Annotated in this window: 18 protein-coding genes; 9 read left to right on the top strand and 9 right to left on the bottom strand. The window is 42.2% G+C overall.

The features are described 5' to 3' along the window. Window positions 1-93: 93 nt before the first annotated feature. Complete coding sequence (gene gndA, locus HXT32_RS06030; RefSeq protein WP_004109841.1) at window positions 94-1,548, bottom strand: NADP-dependent phosphogluconate dehydrogenase; 1,455 nt, start codon at window positions 1,546-1,548, stop codon at window positions 94-96. A 425-nt stretch (window positions 1,549-1,973) separates the two neighbouring features. On the opposite strand from gndA, the gene nrdH reads away from it, so the two are divergent. The 5 genes from nrdH (at window position 1,974) to HXT32_RS06055 (ending at window position 7,190) form a co-directional block, all read left to right on the top strand. After that, window positions 1,974-2,234 (top strand): glutaredoxin-like protein NrdH, encoded by a 261-nt coding sequence (gene nrdH / locus HXT32_RS06035; protein ID WP_033888558.1) that lies wholly within the window; start codon window positions 1,974-1,976, stop codon window positions 2,232-2,234. A 3-nt stretch (window positions 2,235-2,237) separates the two neighbouring features. Then, entirely contained in the window at window positions 2,238-2,738 is a 501-nt protein-coding gene (gene nrdI, locus HXT32_RS06040) for a class Ib ribonucleoside-diphosphate reductase assembly flavoprotein NrdI (protein ID WP_004109846.1), read from the top strand. A 103-nt stretch (window positions 2,739-2,841) separates the two neighbouring features. Next, a complete protein-coding gene (nrdE, locus tag HXT32_RS06045; protein ID WP_415697922.1) occupies window positions 2,842-5,067 on the top strand; it encodes a class 1b ribonucleoside-diphosphate reductase subunit alpha in 2,226 nt (741 codons plus the stop codon). 82 nt (window positions 5,068-5,149) lie between these two features. Continuing rightward, on the top strand, window positions 5,150-6,229 hold the full coding sequence (gene nrdF / locus HXT32_RS06050; protein WP_012913780.1) for a class 1b ribonucleoside-diphosphate reductase subunit beta: 1,080 nt from the start codon (window positions 5,150-5,152) through the stop codon (window positions 6,227-6,229). 367 nt (window positions 6,230-6,596) lie between these two features. Further along, window positions 6,597-7,190, top strand: a complete 594-nt coding sequence (locus tag HXT32_RS06055; RefSeq protein ID WP_041160459.1) for a hypothetical protein — start codon at window positions 6,597-6,599, stop codon at window positions 7,188-7,190. A 212-nt stretch (window positions 7,191-7,402) separates the two neighbouring features. Here the strand turns inward: HXT32_RS06055 and HXT32_RS06060 are convergent, their stop codons facing one another. Both HXT32_RS06060 and HXT32_RS06065 read right to left on the bottom strand, forming a co-directional pair. After that, window positions 7,403-7,690 (bottom strand): addiction module antidote protein, encoded by a 288-nt coding sequence (locus HXT32_RS06060; protein ID WP_004109873.1) that lies wholly within the window; start codon window positions 7,688-7,690, stop codon window positions 7,403-7,405. Then, window positions 7,684-7,962 carry a type II toxin-antitoxin system RelE/ParE family toxin gene (locus HXT32_RS06065; protein WP_004109878.1) on the bottom strand — a complete coding sequence of 93 codons (279 nt, stop codon included), beginning with the start codon at window positions 7,960-7,962 and terminating at the stop codon, window positions 7,684-7,686. Before HXT32_RS06065 ends, HXT32_RS06060 begins: the two co-directional genes overlap by 7 nt. 408 nt (window positions 7,963-8,370) lie before the next feature. Between HXT32_RS06065 and HXT32_RS06070 the strand changes: the two genes are divergently transcribed. Together HXT32_RS06070 and HXT32_RS06075 are read left to right on the top strand one after the other, a co-directional pair. Continuing rightward, a complete protein-coding gene (locus HXT32_RS06070) occupies window positions 8,371-8,583 on the top strand; it encodes a hypothetical protein (protein ID WP_004105675.1) in 213 nt (70 codons plus the stop codon). Between the two features lie 189 nt (window positions 8,584-8,772). Continuing rightward, window positions 8,773-9,033: a hypothetical protein gene (locus HXT32_RS06075; protein WP_012913776.1), complete on the top strand. Its 261-nt coding sequence runs from the start codon at window positions 8,773-8,775 to the stop codon at window positions 9,031-9,033. A 38-nt stretch (window positions 9,034-9,071) separates the two neighbouring features. Here HXT32_RS06075 and HXT32_RS06080 read toward each other — a convergent pair whose 3' ends face one another. Both HXT32_RS06080 and HXT32_RS06085 read right to left on the bottom strand, forming a co-directional pair. After that, on the bottom strand, window positions 9,072-10,289 hold the full coding sequence (locus HXT32_RS06080; RefSeq protein WP_102703322.1) for a histidine kinase dimerization/phosphoacceptor domain-containing protein: 1,218 nt from the start codon (window positions 10,287-10,289) through the stop codon (window positions 9,072-9,074). Beyond that, window positions 10,283-11,023 (bottom strand): LuxR C-terminal-related transcriptional regulator, encoded by a 741-nt coding sequence (locus HXT32_RS06085; RefSeq protein WP_116431959.1) that lies wholly within the window; start codon window positions 11,021-11,023, stop codon window positions 10,283-10,285. The genes HXT32_RS06080 and HXT32_RS06085 overlap by 7 nt, the downstream gene beginning before the upstream one ends. Window positions 11,024-11,217: 194 nt before the next feature. Here HXT32_RS06085 and HXT32_RS06090 point away from each other — a divergent pair, with 194 nt between their 5' ends. Then, entirely contained in the window at window positions 11,218-11,721 is a 504-nt protein-coding gene (locus tag HXT32_RS06090) for a hypothetical protein (protein WP_116431960.1), read from the top strand. A 182-nt stretch (window positions 11,722-11,903) separates the two neighbouring features. Continuing rightward, a complete protein-coding gene (locus HXT32_RS06095; RefSeq protein ID WP_162861111.1) occupies window positions 11,904-12,140 on the top strand; it encodes a hypothetical protein in 237 nt (78 codons plus the stop codon). A gap of 12 nt (window positions 12,141-12,152) precedes the next feature. On the opposite strand, the gene HXT32_RS06100 is transcribed toward HXT32_RS06095, so the two are convergent. From HXT32_RS06100 to HXT32_RS06115, 4 genes are read right to left on the bottom strand one after another with little or no spacing between them, the layout of a single operon-like run. After that, entirely contained in the window at window positions 12,153-12,752 is a 600-nt protein-coding gene (locus HXT32_RS06100) for an FMN-binding protein (protein ID WP_103013773.1), read from the bottom strand. Between the two features lie 44 nt (window positions 12,753-12,796). Beyond that, window positions 12,797-13,642, bottom strand: a complete 846-nt coding sequence (locus tag HXT32_RS06105) for an ABC transporter ATP-binding protein (RefSeq protein ID WP_103013772.1) — start codon at window positions 13,640-13,642, stop codon at window positions 12,797-12,799. A gap of 40 nt (window positions 13,643-13,682) precedes the next feature. Further along, complete coding sequence (locus HXT32_RS06110; RefSeq protein WP_410310247.1) at window positions 13,683-15,050, bottom strand: ABC transporter permease; 1,368 nt, start codon at window positions 15,048-15,050, stop codon at window positions 13,683-13,685. Continuing rightward, window positions 15,040-16,374: an ABC transporter permease gene (locus HXT32_RS06115; RefSeq protein WP_004109900.1), complete on the bottom strand. Its 1,335-nt coding sequence runs from the start codon at window positions 16,372-16,374 to the stop codon at window positions 15,040-15,042. Before HXT32_RS06115 ends, HXT32_RS06110 begins: the two co-directional genes overlap by 11 nt. Window positions 16,375-16,381 lie beyond the last annotated feature (7 nt).

Consider the following 16,381-nt stretch of genomic DNA (forward strand, 5'->3'; position numbering starts at 1 on the left):
ATAGCTTTCTAGCAACATGCATAATACTCAGAACAATAAATAACAGACCCCTGCATAATAATGCAAAGGTCTGTTATCTCTAAATATTATTTTTTAATCTTGCTTTACTTCTGGGCGATTAGGATCTGCCCACAAAGTGTGGAATACGCCTGGCTCGTCAATACGACCGTAAGTATGAGCACCGAAGAAATCACGCTGAGCCTGAATAAGCGAAGCCGGCAAACGCTTAGAACGCAAACCATCGTAGTATGCAAGCAAGCTAGAGAATGCTGGCACAGGCACACCATGCTCCACCGCACGCGCAATAACCCTACGCCAAGCAGCTTGAGACTTTTCAATTGCAGCCTTAAAGTACGGTGCAAAAAGCAAAGAAACGCTTGCTTCACCGGACTCAAAAGCCTCGGAAACGCGGTTCAAGAACTGAGCGCGAATAATGCAGCCGCCTCGCCAAATACGAGCAACTGCAGCCTGGTCAATCTTCCAATCATGCTCAATTGCAGCAGCCGCAATCTCATCGAAGCCCTGAGCATAAGAAACAATCTTAGAAGCGTACAAAGCTTGGCGAATATCCTCAATAAACGCCTTACGCTCAGCATCGTTCAAATCAAAATGCACATCCGGACCAGTCAAACCTTGACTTTCGGCAGCTTCTCGCAAAGCAACCTGACTGGAAAGTCCGCGAGCAAACACGGCTTCAGCGATACCCGTAACTGGTATGCCAAGCGAAAGCGCAGATTGTACAGTCCAAGTACCAGTGCCCTTCATGCCAGCATGATCCACCATCATCTCAACCAAAGGCTTACCAGTCTTAGCATCCTTCTGGCGAAGCACATCCGCAGTAATCTCAATCAAATAAGAATCAAGCTCGCCCTTATTCCACTCGCTAAACACATCCGCGATTTCGTCGGACTTCATGCCCAAACCGCGAAGCATTAAATCGTAGCTTTCGGCAATAAGCTGCATATCCGAGTACTCGATGCCATTGTGAACCATCTTCACAAAATGACCAGCACCATCGGTACCAATATGCGTTACGCAAGGCTCACCTTCAGCAACAGCAGCAATAGACTTCAAAATAGGACCAAGAGTCTTCCAAGATTCCTCAGTGCCACCAGGCATCATCGAAGGACCACGCAAAGCACCTTCTTCGCCACCAGAAACACCGCAACCAACGTAATGAAGACCACGCGCGCGAATGTCACGCTCTCTGCGAATCGTATCTTCAAAATAAGAGTTTCCGCCGTCGACGATAATATCTCCAGGCTCCATAGCATTTGCAAGTTCTTCAATAACAGCATCCGTAGGAGCACCAGCTTTTACCATAATGATTGCGGTGCGCGGACGCTTTAGAGAAGCCACAAATTCTTCAACAGTTTTTGAAGGCACAAAAGCACCTTCACTGCCATGCTCATTCATTAAAGTTTCAGTGCGCGAATAATGACGATTGTAAACAGCTACTGTATTTCCATGATGCGCAAGATTACGCGCTAAATTCGAACCCATGGCAGCCAAACCAACAACACCAATATTTGCCTGAGCTTGAGTCATAATGACACCTCTTATCTTGTACTTGTTTTGTTATTTGCACGCATGCTTTGCGCACCCAAGCAATCTGCATTATCTACAAAATACACAATTTTTTATTTTGCGTTACGCCCCTTCAAGAAACGCACTTAATAATTTTATAGGCGGATATGCACAAGGCTTAACAATATGCAAGTTAAGTAGTTTTAAATATAAATTTTGTGAAATAAATTACATTTTTAATCGTTAAAACTAAGCTCATATTTACTTCATAAAACACGACACGCTTACAAACACGCTATTTTTAGCTATTTTAATAATAACTATATATAGTGTTTACACAGTCGACACACCACTATAAATAGTGCTTATTCAGAGTAAGCTAACTACTTGGCTTTTGTCGATACAACACGGAATTGTAAAATTCCCCATCACCAGAGGAGATTGAAATGACTATCACAGTGTTTACTAAACCTCATTGCCCACAGTGTGATGCAACTAAGCGACAGTTCACAAAACTTGGCGTGAACTTCGAAACTGTAGACTTGTCAAAAAGCCCCGAATCACTCGAACAGCTAAAAAATGCAGGATACCGTCAAGCTCCAGTAGTCATTGCTCCCGACGCATCCTGGAGTGGGTACCGTCCAGATTTAATTGCGCAAATTGCGGATAAACTCGGAACTTCCGCAGAGACAGCAAAAGAAGCATAAGAAATGTGTGAGCAAGAAAATATAACACAACAAAGCGAACCAGAATCTAGCGCACAAGGCGAATCAATCGGAGCTGTAGTCTACTTTTCCTCAGTTTCGGAAAACACGTTAAGATTTGTGCAAAATTGCGATTTTCCAAGCAATAACGTGAACGTATATCGCATACCGCTTCGTCCTAAAGAGCCGGAATTAAACGTGCGCGAACCGTACGTTTTGATTGTTCCAACTTACGGCGGTGGAAATATTGCGAAAGCAATACCGATGCAAGTTCGCAAATTCTTAAATAATCGCGAAAATCGTTCGTTTATTCGCGGAGTAATTTCTTCCGGAAATACGAATTTTGGAGAAGCATATTGCGCTGCAGGTGATCAAATTGCAGGAAAGTGCGGAATCCCAAATATGTACTCGTTTGAACTTACGGGAACTGCAGAAGATATAGAAAAAGTAGCGCAGGGCATACCGAGATTTTTAAAACAACTCAAAGAAACAGAAGAAACAAAATAAACAAAACAAACGAAACAAACGAAACAAACGAAACAAGTAAAAGAAACAAAACAAAAAGCGTTTAAAAAAGCAAAAATAACGCATGAAGAAAGGAACAAACCCCATGAATAGCACGGATCCGATGAGCGAATCTACTTCGCTTAATCTTGATCACACTGATTCTGCAAGCACAACTGCCAGCACAACAGCAGAGCGCATTCGCAACAGTCGCGACTACCACGTTCTTAACGCTATGCTCGGTCTTTTTGACCCAGAAAAAGGCATTCAGTTTGATAAAGATCAGGAAGCAGAAAAGCTTTACGTTTCGGGTTACGTGCAAGAACACAGCATGAAGTTTGCTTCAACTCGCGAGCGCTTGAACTATTTGGTTGACAACTACTACTACAACAGCAATGTGTTCGGAAAGTACAGCGACGAGTTTCTCGATAAGTTCTACGAGCATGCGGAAGCTGCCCACCACACTTTTGGCACATTCTTGGGTGCTTTTAAGTTCTACACTTCTTACGCTTTGAAGACTTTCGACGGCAAGCAGTATTTGGAAAACTTCGCTCAGCGCGCAGCTGCTGTTGCATTGGAACTTGCAGATGGTGACGAAAAAGCAGCGACCAACTACTTAGACGAAATGCTTGCAGGCCGCTTCCAGCCAGCCACCCCAACGTTCTTGAATCTTGGTAAAGCTCAGCGCGGCGAAGCTGTGAGCTGCTTCCTCGTGCGTTTGGAAGATAACATGGAGTCTATTGCGCGCGGAATTAATTCTGCTTTGCAGCTTTCTAAGCGTGGCGGCGGCGTGGCTCTGCTTCTTACGAATTTGCGCGAACTTGGCGCTCCTATTAAGCGAATCGAGAATCAGTCGAGTGGCGTTGTGCCTGTTATGAAGCTTTTGGAAGATTCATTCTCTTACGCTAATCAGCTTGGCGCTCGACAGGGTGCAGGTGCAGTGTATATTAGCGCGCATCACCCAGATATTATGCGTTTCCTCGATACTAAGCGCGAGAACGCAGACGAGAAGATTCGCATTAAGTCGCTTTCTTTGGGTGTTGTGATTCCAGATATTACTTTCGAGCTTGCTAAGCGTAAGGAAAAGATGGCTTTGTTTAGTCCTTACGATGTTGAGCGCGAATATGGCAAGCCTTTTGCAGATATTTCTGTTACCGAGCATTACGATGAGATGGTTGCAAATCCTCGCATTCACAAGAAGTACATCGACGCTCGCGAATTCTTTATGACGATTGCAGAAATTCAGTTCGAGTCTGGCTATCCTTACATTTTGTTTGAGGATACTGTGAATCGCACGAATCCTATTGAGGGTCGCATTACTATGAGCAACTTGTGCTCAGAGATTTTGCAAACTCAGGAAGCAAGCACTTATAACGCCGACTTGTCTTATAGCCACGTCGGTCGCGATATTTCTTGCAATCTTGGCTCTCTTAATATTGCTAAGACAATGGATGGCGACTTGGGCACAAGCGTTGATTTGGCTGTGCGTGCGCTCACTTCTGTTTCGGAGCATACTTCTATTGATTCTGTGCCTTCGATTCGTCGCGGTAACGCGGAAGGTCACGCTATTGGCTTGGGTCAAATGAATTTGCACGGTTTCCTTGCGCGTGAACACATGCAGTACGGAAGCGAGGAAGCTCTTGACTTTACAGACATGTACTTTATGACGGTTGCTTACCACGCTTATAAGGCTTCTCACGCTTTGACTGTAGAGCGCGGCCACGCTTTTGCAAACTTTAAGACGAGCGCTTACGCTAAGCCTGCAGGAAAAGGCAACTACTTCGATAAGTACACAGATGGCAGCCGCTCGCTTGAGCCTAAAACTCAAAAAGTTCGCGATTTGTTTGCCCGTTTTAACGTTGCGATTCCAACCGTCAGCGATTGGGAGCAGTTGCGCGACGAGATTTTGCGCGACGGCATTTATAACGAGTATTTGCAAGCTGTTCCTCCAACTGGCTCAATCTCGTACATCAACCATTCCACAAGTTCAATCCACCCGATTGCTTCTCGCATTGAGATTCGCAAAGAAGGCAAGGTTGGACGCGTCTACTACCCTGCTGCATACATGACGAACGACAATATGCAGTACTTTAAGGACGCCTATGAGATTGGCTGGAAGGCAATTATTGACACTTATGCCGAAGCAACTCAGCATGTGGATCAAGGATTGTCGCTTACTTTGTTCTTCCCAGACACTACGACTACTCGCGATTTGAACAAGGCTCAGATTTACGCATGGCGTAAGGGCATTAAGACTCTTTACTACATTCGTATTCGCCAGAAGGCTTTGGAAGGTACGGAAATCGAAGGTTGCGTAAGCTGCACGCTGTAAGTCGTAACGCTGTGAATTTTTCGCACGCCAAATCAAAAACTTAAAAATTTTATAAAACGTAAACACAGAATCAGGAGTAATAATGACAGAACTCAGCCCAACCGAGCTTAGAAGTAGCCTCGATAAGCCTTTCGGCACAAATCGCGTAATCGCAGATGACGCTATGATGGCAGCTTCTATCACACCATCTCAGTACCGCTACCATCACGGATCGCGCGTACGCCCAGTTAATTGGAATAATATTGTTGACGACAAGGATTTGGACGTTTGGAATCGCCTTATTGCTAACTTCTGGCTTCCAGAAAAGGTTCCGCTGAGCAACGATATTCCTTCTTGGCGTTCCCTCACCGATCTTGAGCGCAAGACCACTACTCGCGTTTTTACAGGCTTGACTTTACTCGATACCAGCCAGGCAACTATTGGCGAGCTTTGCCAAATTGAGCACGCTCGCACGGAGCACGAGCAGGCTATTTACACGAATATTGCTTTTATGCAGTCGATTCACGCTCGCTCCTACTCCTCTATTTTCTCTACTCTTTGCTCTAGCGAAGAGATTGACGAAGCTTATCGTTGGGCTGTTGGCAACGACGTTTTGCAGCAGCGTGTTACCACAGTGCTTTGCGAGTATGAGAGCGAAGATCCGCTTAAGCGCAAGATTGCTGCAACTATGCTTTCTTCGTTGCTTCTTTACGCGGGATTCTACCTTCCGCTTTATTTTGCTTCTCGCGGTAAGATGATGAACACTGCAGATATGATTCGTTTGATTTTGCGCGATAAAGCGATTCACGGCTACTATTCTGGCTACAAGTTCCAGCGCGGTTTGGAGCTTAGAAGCGAGAACGATAAGAAGAATCTTGAAAAGTTCACTATGAACTTGCTCGACACTTTGTATGATCTGGAAGTTGAGTATTCTGGTCAGATTTATGAAGGATTTGACTTCCATGATGACGTTTTTGACTTCGTGCGCTACAACGCTAACAAGGCTTTGATGAATCTTGGTTACCCTGCCAAGTACAGCGAAGAAGAAACTCACGTAAGCCCAGAAATTCTCGCTGCTCTTTCTCCTGCAGCCGACGAAAATCACGACTTCTTCTCCGGCTCTGGTTCCAGCTACATTATGGGCAAGTCAGTTGAAACCGACGACGATGATTGGGATTTCTAATCAAATAGTTGATTTACTAACTGATTTGCTGAATAACTGAATAACTAACTGATTGGTTAACTAATTAATTTAATTAGTTAACCAATTTTAATTTAGTTAGGTTAATTATTGCAGCTAAATAGAGTCTATATAAAAAGCTAAAAAGTCAGAAAGCAACACAGGTCACTCAGCCTTTATGGTACACTATGTGAAAAGGAACTGGTCTTGTTGATTCGTTTATGCAAAAATCGGCAGCGATTATCACTTCCTACTCACGTTCAAACCAAGATTTTTGAACTGAACTGAGCAGGCACTAAAGTTGGAGTTCAAGTTTATAAAGATGACTAACATCCGTTAGACGCATCTACAAGAAGAAAGAAATCCATTTATGGGGAAAATGACTTATAAAAAATTACTTTGTGTTGTAGTGCTCTTCAGCTCGCTAGTGGGGCTAGCAGCCTGCGGTAACTCCGAAGCAAACAAACCAGTACCAACAAAAATAAGCCGTCATTCTACCAAAAAACATTCAAAACCAATCAAAAAAGCCTCAAAAAAGAAAATCGCCGAAGCTTTTGTAAAGGGACAAGAAGGGACTTTGGAAGCCCTAGGTGAAACTAAACGCGTTATTTGGGACGCTTATCCTGATCAGTTGGCTTACGTTAAAGATGCTTTCTATCACTGGACTCTTCAAGACGACTGGTTCCAGGTTAACACTGGCCATTATATGGTTGTAGACCGTTTGAACAGTTCAGGCATCTTATTAAAGAAACTCCAAAAAGGCATGCCAGTTAAATTAAACGGCAAAGATTACAAAGTGGCGGATTATAAAGACTTTGAGGGTGGCGGAAGCTCGGATAAGTTGCTAAAAGTATTCAAAGAGTACGTTGAGCAATTCCCTAAATCTGCTTACTTTATTCAAACTTGTCTCGATGCCAGAACTTATGGCGGACAACGTTTAGTAGTTCTTGACGTAGCAAAATAGTAAACGATTTAGCAATATAACTTAGATTAGTTTCCAAATTTTGTTGTCTTGAAAATATTGCCTGTTCATCAATATCGTTGATGAACAGGCAATATTTTTTAACTGATTACGCGACTGTATCGCATAACTTTAATTGCACAGTCGCTATGCTATACGAGTTATCGTGGCAAAAATTGCAAAATTAGCAAAAACTGCCACGATAACTTGGTATGTCACGCATTTGCTGGTTCTATTGCAATGCGTCCACCTAACGCTTGAACAACTTTCGCAATAGTTTGAAAGCTAGGATTGCCATCTCGTCTTAGGCTTTTGTAAAGGCTTTCCCTTCCAACCTCAGCTTTTTGAGCAATCTCTTTCATGCCTCGAGCTTTTGCAATATCGCCTATAGCAGCTTGCAACAAACGAGGATCGTTAAGTTCTGCTGCAGCATTGAGATACGCAATAACATCATCATCGTCCTCAAGATACTCACTCGCATCCCATTTACTTATATTTACCATTTTTTCTCCTCAATTAATTGTGCGAGAAGTATCTTCGCTTGCTTAATATCTTTACTTTGACTACTTTTATCTCCACCAGCAAGTAATAGCATTAGTTTTAAGCCTTTTTGTGCAAAATACACACGATACCCTGGTCCAAAAGTGAAACGCAGTTCACTAATACCATTGCAAACTGGATGTAAATCACCTACTGGCTTACCTGCAATTTCGCATAATCTCAGTCTCGCGTTAATTCGAGCTTTAGATTGAGTATCGCGAAGTTTTTCATCCAATTGCGATACTCATCTGTTTTAAGTATCTCCATAAAAGTATTTTATCCTGTAGGATACAGTTTTGCAATATAAGTAAACAATCATATCAGTTATCGTGACAGTTTTTGCTAATTTTGCAATTTCTGCCACTATAACGTATGTGTTTGGGTTGATTTTTGCAGCATAAAATTTCTACTGAGCCAAAAATAACAATTACAAGTATTGCCAATTTTACTGTGTCGCTAAAAATAGTTACAGCTGATTACATGACAGTATTTTTTATTACACTGAGACCCATTGCACAATTTATTTGTGCAGCAAAATAGCGTTTTAAGTAAAGGAGTTATGCGGTGAAGTGCTTAGCAAAGACAGTAGCTGCAGTAGTTACAACAGTGACAATGTGTCGCAACCAGTGGTAGGTAAATCATTATGAAAAAGCAAATCTTGGCTTATTTTAAGCGACTTATCAAACGAGAAGCTACTTATATGCCGTTAACATTTATTGGCTTGCTTGGAATTTTTGCAATATTTAGTGGCAATACAATTGCTTACATTTCATCTCCAAATAGGTGGATTGAAACATTTGTTTTTACACTTATTGTTGCTTTTGCACGTGCCTTTATACCTGATGATCGTTATTGAACAATTTATTTCATGAAGATTAGCGAAATGCACACAGCACTTCGCTAATCTTCTATTTCATATTTTCTAAGTTATATTACGGTAGATTTTAATCCTATTTGGTTGTTTTTATTTATCAGTAACTTTTCGGTTGCTGTCTAAGATGCTAATATGCAATATTCATAGATTACATTAAGAAGAAGGAATGTCATGAGTCAAGATTTTGGAGTAAAAAATTGGAATCCATCTGCTGCAGCAAATATTAGTAACGATGACGATAATCTTTCTGAAGAAGATTTTGATAAATTGGCTGCAGAGCTTGAGCAATTCTTTACCAAGTATGTAGTGCTAGAAAATAATAAGTTTGTAGTTCATGACGATGCGATTATTGCCGATGGTTATGAAGAATATTTAGAAGGCTTTCACATCTTAGCAGAAAAATTCACTGCTGGTCTTGAAGAGGACAGGTAGCGTAAATTAACCACGATAAAGCGAGAGTCTGATTGATACTAGTTTAGCGGAATAACAACATTGACCAACCATGCATCATCATCTTTTTGCGCGTTTAAAGATCCACCTAAACGTTCCACGGATTTTTTGTGGAATAGTAGTCCTTTGCCAAAAACAAGTCTTCCACCAAACTTATTCGACAACGAATTCATACACATTATTTTGCATTCTCGCTCATCAACAGTAACGTTCATAGAAAAGTCAACGCTAGTACTGCAATGCTTACGAATATTAGTAAGCAACTCACTGCACATGCGAATAGCACATTGAGCTTTTTCAGTACTAACAGTTGCAGATGCAGCAAAATCACCACTCCCCGAACTTTTATCAACCACTGTTAGAGAGCCATAGTACCCAAGCTGCTCACAAATTTGCCGTTCAGCCTGTAAACGCGCACGAATATTGCATAAGAAATCAGCCAAATTCATGCAATCATTGCTATTAGAACTATAAACAAACTGCGTACTAGCAATATTTGAATCTAAAGAATCATCATACTTTTGTTCAGTTTGCTCAAGCAGACTGATAACAAGTCTCGCTTTGGAAAGTGCATTACGCGAATGTTCAATAATCTGCTCTAACGATTCTTTTGTATGTTCATTGTTCTCAGCATATAAAGCATCCGTTGCAAGCAGTGTAATATCCGTAATCTCATTGTTCACATCGTCATGCAATTGCAACGCAACCGACGCAATATAAGACTGGAACTTACTTCGTACAATATCCATTTTTGCGCGATTATTTTCTTCCAACATGTTCAAATATTTGCGCAAAACGTAACCACAAATCATGAAAATAAGAATAAAACAAGGAAAAGTAAACGGAATGTACGCCATTTTTGCAAAGTACATAATATTCAGCGAAACTATGTACGCACAAAGCAAATACTTCCACGAATCATAAAAGCCTGCAACAAACATGCTAGCAATCAGCGCAAAAAGCACGCACGTCGCATTTACACCTGGTACTGCTAACGTTACGCAATACAAAATCGGAGTTACGAGTGATACTTGACGCGGAAAAGCAATCAAAAGAAATATTGCAAACATCCAAACGTATTGACACGCAGATTGCTGCGGGTTATGCCACAACCCAGCTGTATTGCACGATTGCACATCCATTGACACTACAAGAGTCGCCAATATTATGAATAAAGTTCGCTGAATTTTCCAGCTTTTAACCAACTCAATAACGCGCGAAAATGTTTTCATTAACATGCGTTATCCGTTTCTTGAGAAGGATTCGGATGACTCTGCGGCGAATCATTCAAATATTGCAGATTGCTAGTTTGCTCACGATTTTGCATTGCAGCAAACGCGGATATTGCTTGCACTCGGTTAGAAACATGCAATTTTTTGTAAATCCTATGAATATGCGTGTTTACAGTGTTTGGCATAAGACCAAGTTGAGCCGCAACCTGATTTGTTGTGCAACCTTTAGAGAGCAGATCCATGATTTTTAGTTCTTGAGGCGGCAAAACGCTACGCGACCTTGATTTAGAAAGCCTAATAAAAGATTCTTGCGGAGTAGCAAAATCGTAAGCAACATCTCTAACACATCGACAGCCATACACGTTTTGATTATCGCAATATTGCAAAGCTTCTGCTAACCCTTTGAAATTGTCTTTAGCAACCATAGCTTGCCCACCAACTTGCGCAACCATCGAAGCGTAGGTTCTACAATCGTATGAAGTCATGCCAATTAAAATGATACTGTTGTTTTGCTCACGAATTGCGCGTATTACGTCTACTCCAGACATGTCTTTCATTGACATATCTATCAAAATATAATCCGGAGTTGTTTTTGTTACTTGGCAATATTTCAAAGCTTGCACGCCTGATTTTACGCACCATTTGCACACGTACTCGCTTGGCAAAAGCTTGCTGAGCACGTTTCGCATAACCGCTAAAACTAGTGGGTCGTTATCTACTATTGCATACGTTTTTGGCATAATGGCTTTCTTGCAATCACACGCTACTTTTCTTATATTCTACTTTATAAACGCGCGCAAAGTAGGGCAAATTGTGTAGTAATAAATGATTACAAATACTGCGCGTAAATCATATGTGCTTATAATAAGTAACAATATGTGACTTTTAGTTGCGTTTGAAAATGCAGTTTCAATAATGATTGCAGCAGGATTATATGACAAAACGATTAGTAGTATTGCACTCCGCAGAAGTAGCTGCGATGGCACTTGCCTCAACAGCTGCTTTTATGCGTAGCTTTGGCTTTTTCGTTTTGTGGCTTGTTTTAGGACTTCTTTCTGTTGCATTGTATTCTTATGCATATTTTTTCTTGCGCAAAAGCGTTATTAAAGCAAAAAATGCGTATATAGAAAATAATATATCTAATCTTAACGGCGCAGGCGCTAACAGCATAAGTAGTGATGTTGAGAATATAGAAAACAACAAAGATTACATAACAACTCTTGAGCAAAAACGCAAAAAAGTCGAATCACAAAATAAGCAAATACTTAGCAATTATCTAAATAATTTAACAAATATTATTTCATGCTTTATTTGTGGGCTTATTCACGTTCCTTGGATTTATTACTACGGAATTGCAAATGGCGTCTTAACATTGGTGATTTTGTGGCGAGTAATAAAGCGTCCACAAGGTCACCCTATTGATGAAAGCGATTTGTAAAGATTTAAGACTTATTGGCAATCTACCATTACGTTGAGTATTAAGTTTTGAGTACATCATATTGCTGCAAAGAATTGCAATATTTATACTAGAAATACAAAATACATACGAACGAGAAGCAATGTACATGAATTAGCTACAATGCTCACAAACAAAACAGCAAATTGGAAAGAAGGCAACTCATGAGCAAGAACTCTATAAAAGTTATTAAAAAAACGCTTATTTGGATTCTTAAGTGGGCATTATTTACAGCAGTTGAGTTCCTTCTTTTGTATGTTGCAATTATTTCTTGGAATCATGATTTTGCACAGTTCATGGACGAATACAGTGATGCTATTATTCCATTTATGGCAGCAACCGGAGCCATGGCAGCAACAATGATTCGCGACGAAGGCACTATTCTTGAAGTCAAAGATTAAGGTGGTTGTAGATTATTTTGCGGATGCGATTGAAGCCTCTTGGCGAGCAACGTCAAGTGCTTTGTTGAAGGCATCGCTAGTCCAACTTGCTCCAGCAACAACTGAAATATGCAAATCTTTCAACGGCTTTCCAACGATTTTTCCTGGAATAGCCTTTGAGAATGCATCCATATGGCCTCTTGAAATCGGCGTAAACGGATGAGGCGTCATTTGCACATCGCTAACATTCCCATTTGCAACGCTTAAGCGCACATCGAAACTGTCTTCTGCAACCGGACCATACGTAGCTTTGACTTTATAGTCGCCATCTTTGTAATTGCCAGTGTCTGTTTTAGGCTGATTCTGCTGGTTCTGAGAATCCTCACTTTGCGCAGAAGATTTAGATTGCTGAGCACCAGCATCGTACTTTCCAGAAGGATTACCGCCATCATCCGCGCTTTGACCAGAATTACCAGCGAACTCATCGTTCATTGGTACAGCACTCGGCTCACCGCAAGCAGACAACATAGCAGACGATGCAGCTACAATTGCAAGCGTAGCAACAGTTTTTGCAACTTTTTTGGATTTCAAATCGTCGCGTGAAACATCGTGAAACATATTATCTGAAACCATAAAATCATCGCCTTCAAATCTTGTATATTTTAAAACCCACGCAACTAATCATCTAAATTCGCTAATTTAGGCGACTTAGTAGGCTCATGGTCTTGCAAAGCTTCCACAACACTTTCATCAAGGTGAGCACTCGTAAACGCAGGCTTGCCACCAATCGCCTCATACGCTTTGCGAGCATCCTCGTTATTCCAACGCTCACCAACAAGCACACCGTGGTTGAGCATAATTTCTCGATCTGCACATTGAGCAACCAAAGAATCGTGAGTTACAACAATAATCGTCGTACCTTGATTGTGCAGCTGCTTAAACAAGTCGAGCACAATCTGCTCATTTTTTTCATCCAAATTACCAGTCGGCTCATCCGCAAGAAGCAACTTAGGGCAGTTGATAAGTGCACGAGCAACGCAAACACGCTGCTGCTCGCCGCCAGAAAGCTGGCTTGGCAGATGGTGAGCGCGATCCTTCAAGCCCACGCGATCCAAAGCGTCCATTGCTTGAGCTTCGTCAACAACAGAATGATAGTATTGCGCAACCATCACATTTTCAACAGCTGTTAAATGCGGAACAAGATAAAACTTTTGAAAAACTAAACCGATTACGTTTTTACGAACGTCAGCGAGTTGACCGGCATTCAAATCCTCAAGTTTGCGACCTTGCAAAGACACGGAACCTTTAGATGGTGAATCCATGCAGCCAATAATGTTCATTAACGTTGTTTTGCCAGAACCACTGGAGCCAACAATAGAAAGCCACTCGCCTTCTGGCACAGTGAGCGACAAATCGTCAACAGCTCGAAGAGATCCGTAAATCTTGGAAATATGATCCAACGTCAACAGCATTTTTGGCTTAGACTCCGCGCTATCTAACTTATTTTCTATATTCTCTGTCATATTAAATCCTTAACTAATCACTCTAAAATCACTCTAAAAGCTATTCTTCTCGAAGCACAATCGCAGGGTCGATCTTTGAAGCACGCAAAACAGGCGGCAATGCAGCAACGCAAGACGCAGCAACGCTAAATACAATAGAGAACACGACTAGCCACCAATTCACGCCCAAATCTCTCGAGAACACCATTGCAGCAAGCAAGCGCGCAAACACATACCCTACCGCAGTACCAGCAATACCGCCAACGAAGCCATATACTCCAGCTTCAGCAGTAAACTCCACGCCAATACTCCGTGCGCTCGCACCCAAAGCTTTGCGCAAACCAATTTCATTTCGACGCTGCTGCACAATCGAAGAAATCGTAGTGCTCACGCCAACCATCATCAATACTAGAACAACTAGCGATACAATGCAGAACAGGCTGCGAAGCATAGTGATAATACCAGTGTCAGCAGCAGTAACTTTAGTAACTTGCTGAGCGCGCACGCGCATAGAAGTCATGTCGTTAATACTTCTAACAACCGCATCGACGCTAGGCGCAGAAGACGAGTAAGCAATCACGTCTGCTCCGCGCTTAACTCCCGTAAGAGTATTCACATCCGCATTAAGAGCGTAAAGCATAGAATCTTCAGCACCGCCCGTATCCAAAATGCCGCAAACGCGGAAAGTTGTGCCGTGAGTATCCATAATATCCGTTGAGACTCTGCCTTCAACAAGCTTTTGTTGAGAAGATTTTTGCGCAGACTGATCTGAAGAATTTGCAGCAGAATTTTGCGCTTGATTCTCTGCTGGCTTCTCTACAGACTGATTTGTAGACTTATTTGCAGATTCACTTGCAGACTTATTTGCAGACTTATTTGCAGACTTCTCTGCTGGCTTATGCGAGCCGGCAGTATTATCCGAAGATCTATACGCAATCGCAATTCGAGAACCTATTTTTAAGCCCATCGCAAGAGCTACATCTCGCCCAACCATAACATTTCCACTGCTAGGCCAAGAGCCGTCTACATTCCAATGCTTATTAAGCGACTTTACTGAACGAACGTCTATTCCTGCTAAAACATACGGAGCTGCGTTAATACGCACGTTTTCGTAACGATATGTAGCAGATCGCATAGCACCTTTTGCAAGAACCATATCGTTTGTGTGCAAAACCATCGCGCGATCAATACCGTTTTTCCACTCGCCCTCAATTGGAGTTACGATAATATTCGCTCCATAAGCACGCATTTCATCGCTCATTTGCTGAGGCACAACCAGGCAGATTGCAGCTAAACAAAACAGCGTAGCAGCACCAACAAGCGTTGCAATAACAGCCATCAAAGCACGCGATTTTCTACGAAATACCGCGCTAAATAGCATGGTAATAAACATAGAATTGTTGGAAGTCATATAAGATTTACCTGCCATGAAGCACCTCCGCAGGACGCACACTCAAAATCGAACGAATCGAAGAGCCTGCAGCCGCAAGCACAGTCAACGCAAGCAGCACGAACACCAGAACAAATACCATTGGTCGGAACAAAATCGAAGAGCCAAACACTGTGAAACCAATAATCTGCGCCACCGCAAATCCCAAAGCCATGCCGAGTAACGCTCCACCAAACGCAATAACCGCAGTTTCCATAAGCATAAGACGAGCAACAGCACCATCACGTGCACCCAAAGCCTTAAGCAATGCAAGCTCGCCAGAACGCTCAGAAATTGAAGCAGCCATAAGATTCGCCACAGCAACAGCAGCAGCAATTAAACTCAACGCAGTCATCAAAACCATAACAGCACGCGTCTTATTTAATACGTTACCCTGCAACGCCGCAACTTGACGAACCTGCTTTGCAACAGCTCCAGGAATTACCTCCTCAATTTGGTAAGTAATCGAACTCGGGTAAGCCGTGCAATACCAAGTTTCCCACTCTTCCTGGCTTAGCGCTGCCGGATTTTTAGCAGCCTTTCGCGCTAAATCATTTTCAGGAGTAGTAAGCGCCTTTACTTCAATCGAATCAACCTTATTCGGCTTATTTGCAAGGCCTTGAGCATCGCTAGAACCTGCGTAGATTGCGTTATTGTCGTCGTCGCCAGAATCGTATACGCCAACCAAGCGCAACGAAACCTCGCGTCCGTCACGAATCAAACGCAAACGCTGGCCAAGTTTTAAGTGCAAACGCTCAGCTAGCTGCGCACCTACCATTGCTTCAGATTTATTATCTTTTGCCCAACGACCTGCATTAATCTTCCACCAAGAGCGCAAACCTCTAACACCAACAACTGTTGTTTCCCCGGAAGCGAGCGCAAGCTTACGATTAAACCAAGTTCCAATAATAGGCACTACCAAATCGCCAGAAGATTTCGCTTCAAGATTTGCATGAACAATTATTTTCGGCGCAAAATTAGTGATATTAAACGCCCAGAAAATCATTTTTATTTTTGCAGCATCAGATTCTTTTAGCGAAGCAGTAGACTCGTGGCTTTCCGCAGCCTTTAAACTCTCAGAACCATTAGTATCAATCTGCTCTCGAGAAGCATACAAATCATTTACAACAGCGCTAGATTTTGGCTGAACCACAATATTTGAACCATATGAACTCAGCTCTGCGTTAATTTTGTCTCCAACGTCATACACAACGCTAAGCATTGACACGCTAACGCACGCGCTTAAGCACACTACGAGCGCAATTAACACACGCTTTTTCAATTGCCGCACAAGAGATCGAGCAACCATGCGCATCATAAACATAGCAACT

The sequence above is a fragment of the Gardnerella sp. DNF00747 genome (assembly GCF_049262675.1).
GTDB lineage: Bacteria > Actinomycetota > Actinomycetes > Actinomycetales > Bifidobacteriaceae > Bifidobacterium > Bifidobacterium swidsinskii.

Coding starts and splice junctions, on each gene's coding strand:
- gndA (WP_004109841.1), bottom strand. CDS start 1,548: ATGACTCAAGCTCAGGCAAATATTGGTGTTGTTGGTTTGGCTGCCATG.
- nrdH (WP_033888558.1), top strand. CDS start 1,974: ATGACTATCACAGTGTTTACTAAACCTCATTGCCCACAGTGTGATGCA.
- nrdI (WP_004109846.1), top strand. CDS start 2,238: ATGTGTGAGCAAGAAAATATAACACAACAAAGCGAACCAGAATCTAGC.
- nrdE (WP_415697922.1), top strand. CDS start 2,842: ATGAATAGCACGGATCCGATGAGCGAATCTACTTCGCTTAATCTTGAT.
- nrdF (WP_012913780.1), top strand. CDS start 5,150: ATGACAGAACTCAGCCCAACCGAGCTTAGAAGTAGCCTCGATAAGCCT.
- HXT32_RS06055 (WP_041160459.1), top strand. CDS start 6,597: ATGGGGAAAATGACTTATAAAAAATTACTTTGTGTTGTAGTGCTCTTC.
- HXT32_RS06060 (WP_004109873.1), bottom strand. CDS start 7,690: ATGGTAAATATAAGTAAATGGGATGCGAGTGAGTATCTTGAGGACGAT.
- HXT32_RS06070 (WP_004105675.1), top strand. CDS start 8,371: ATGAAAAAGCAAATCTTGGCTTATTTTAAGCGACTTATCAAACGAGAA.
- HXT32_RS06075 (WP_012913776.1), top strand. CDS start 8,773: ATGAGTCAAGATTTTGGAGTAAAAAATTGGAATCCATCTGCTGCAGCA.
- HXT32_RS06080 (WP_102703322.1), bottom strand. CDS start 10,289: ATGTTAATGAAAACATTTTCGCGCGTTATTGAGTTGGTTAAAAGCTGG.
- HXT32_RS06085 (WP_116431959.1), bottom strand. CDS start 11,023: ATGCCAAAAACGTATGCAATAGTAGATAACGACCCACTAGTTTTAGCG.
- HXT32_RS06090 (WP_116431960.1), top strand. CDS start 11,218: ATGACAAAACGATTAGTAGTATTGCACTCCGCAGAAGTAGCTGCGATG.
- HXT32_RS06095 (WP_162861111.1), top strand. CDS start 11,904: ATGAGCAAGAACTCTATAAAAGTTATTAAAAAAACGCTTATTTGGATT.
- HXT32_RS06100 (WP_103013773.1), bottom strand. CDS start 12,752: ATGGTTTCAGATAATATGTTTCACGATGTTTCACGCGACGATTTGAAA.
- HXT32_RS06105 (WP_103013772.1), bottom strand. CDS start 13,642: ATGACAGAGAATATAGAAAATAAGTTAGATAGCGCGGAGTCTAAGCCA.
- HXT32_RS06110 (WP_410310247.1), bottom strand. CDS start 15,050: ATGGCAGGTAAATCTTATATGACTTCCAACAATTCTATGTTTATTACC.
- HXT32_RS06115 (WP_004109900.1), bottom strand. CDS start 16,374: ATGTTTATGATGCGCATGGTTGCTCGATCTCTTGTGCGGCAATTGAAA.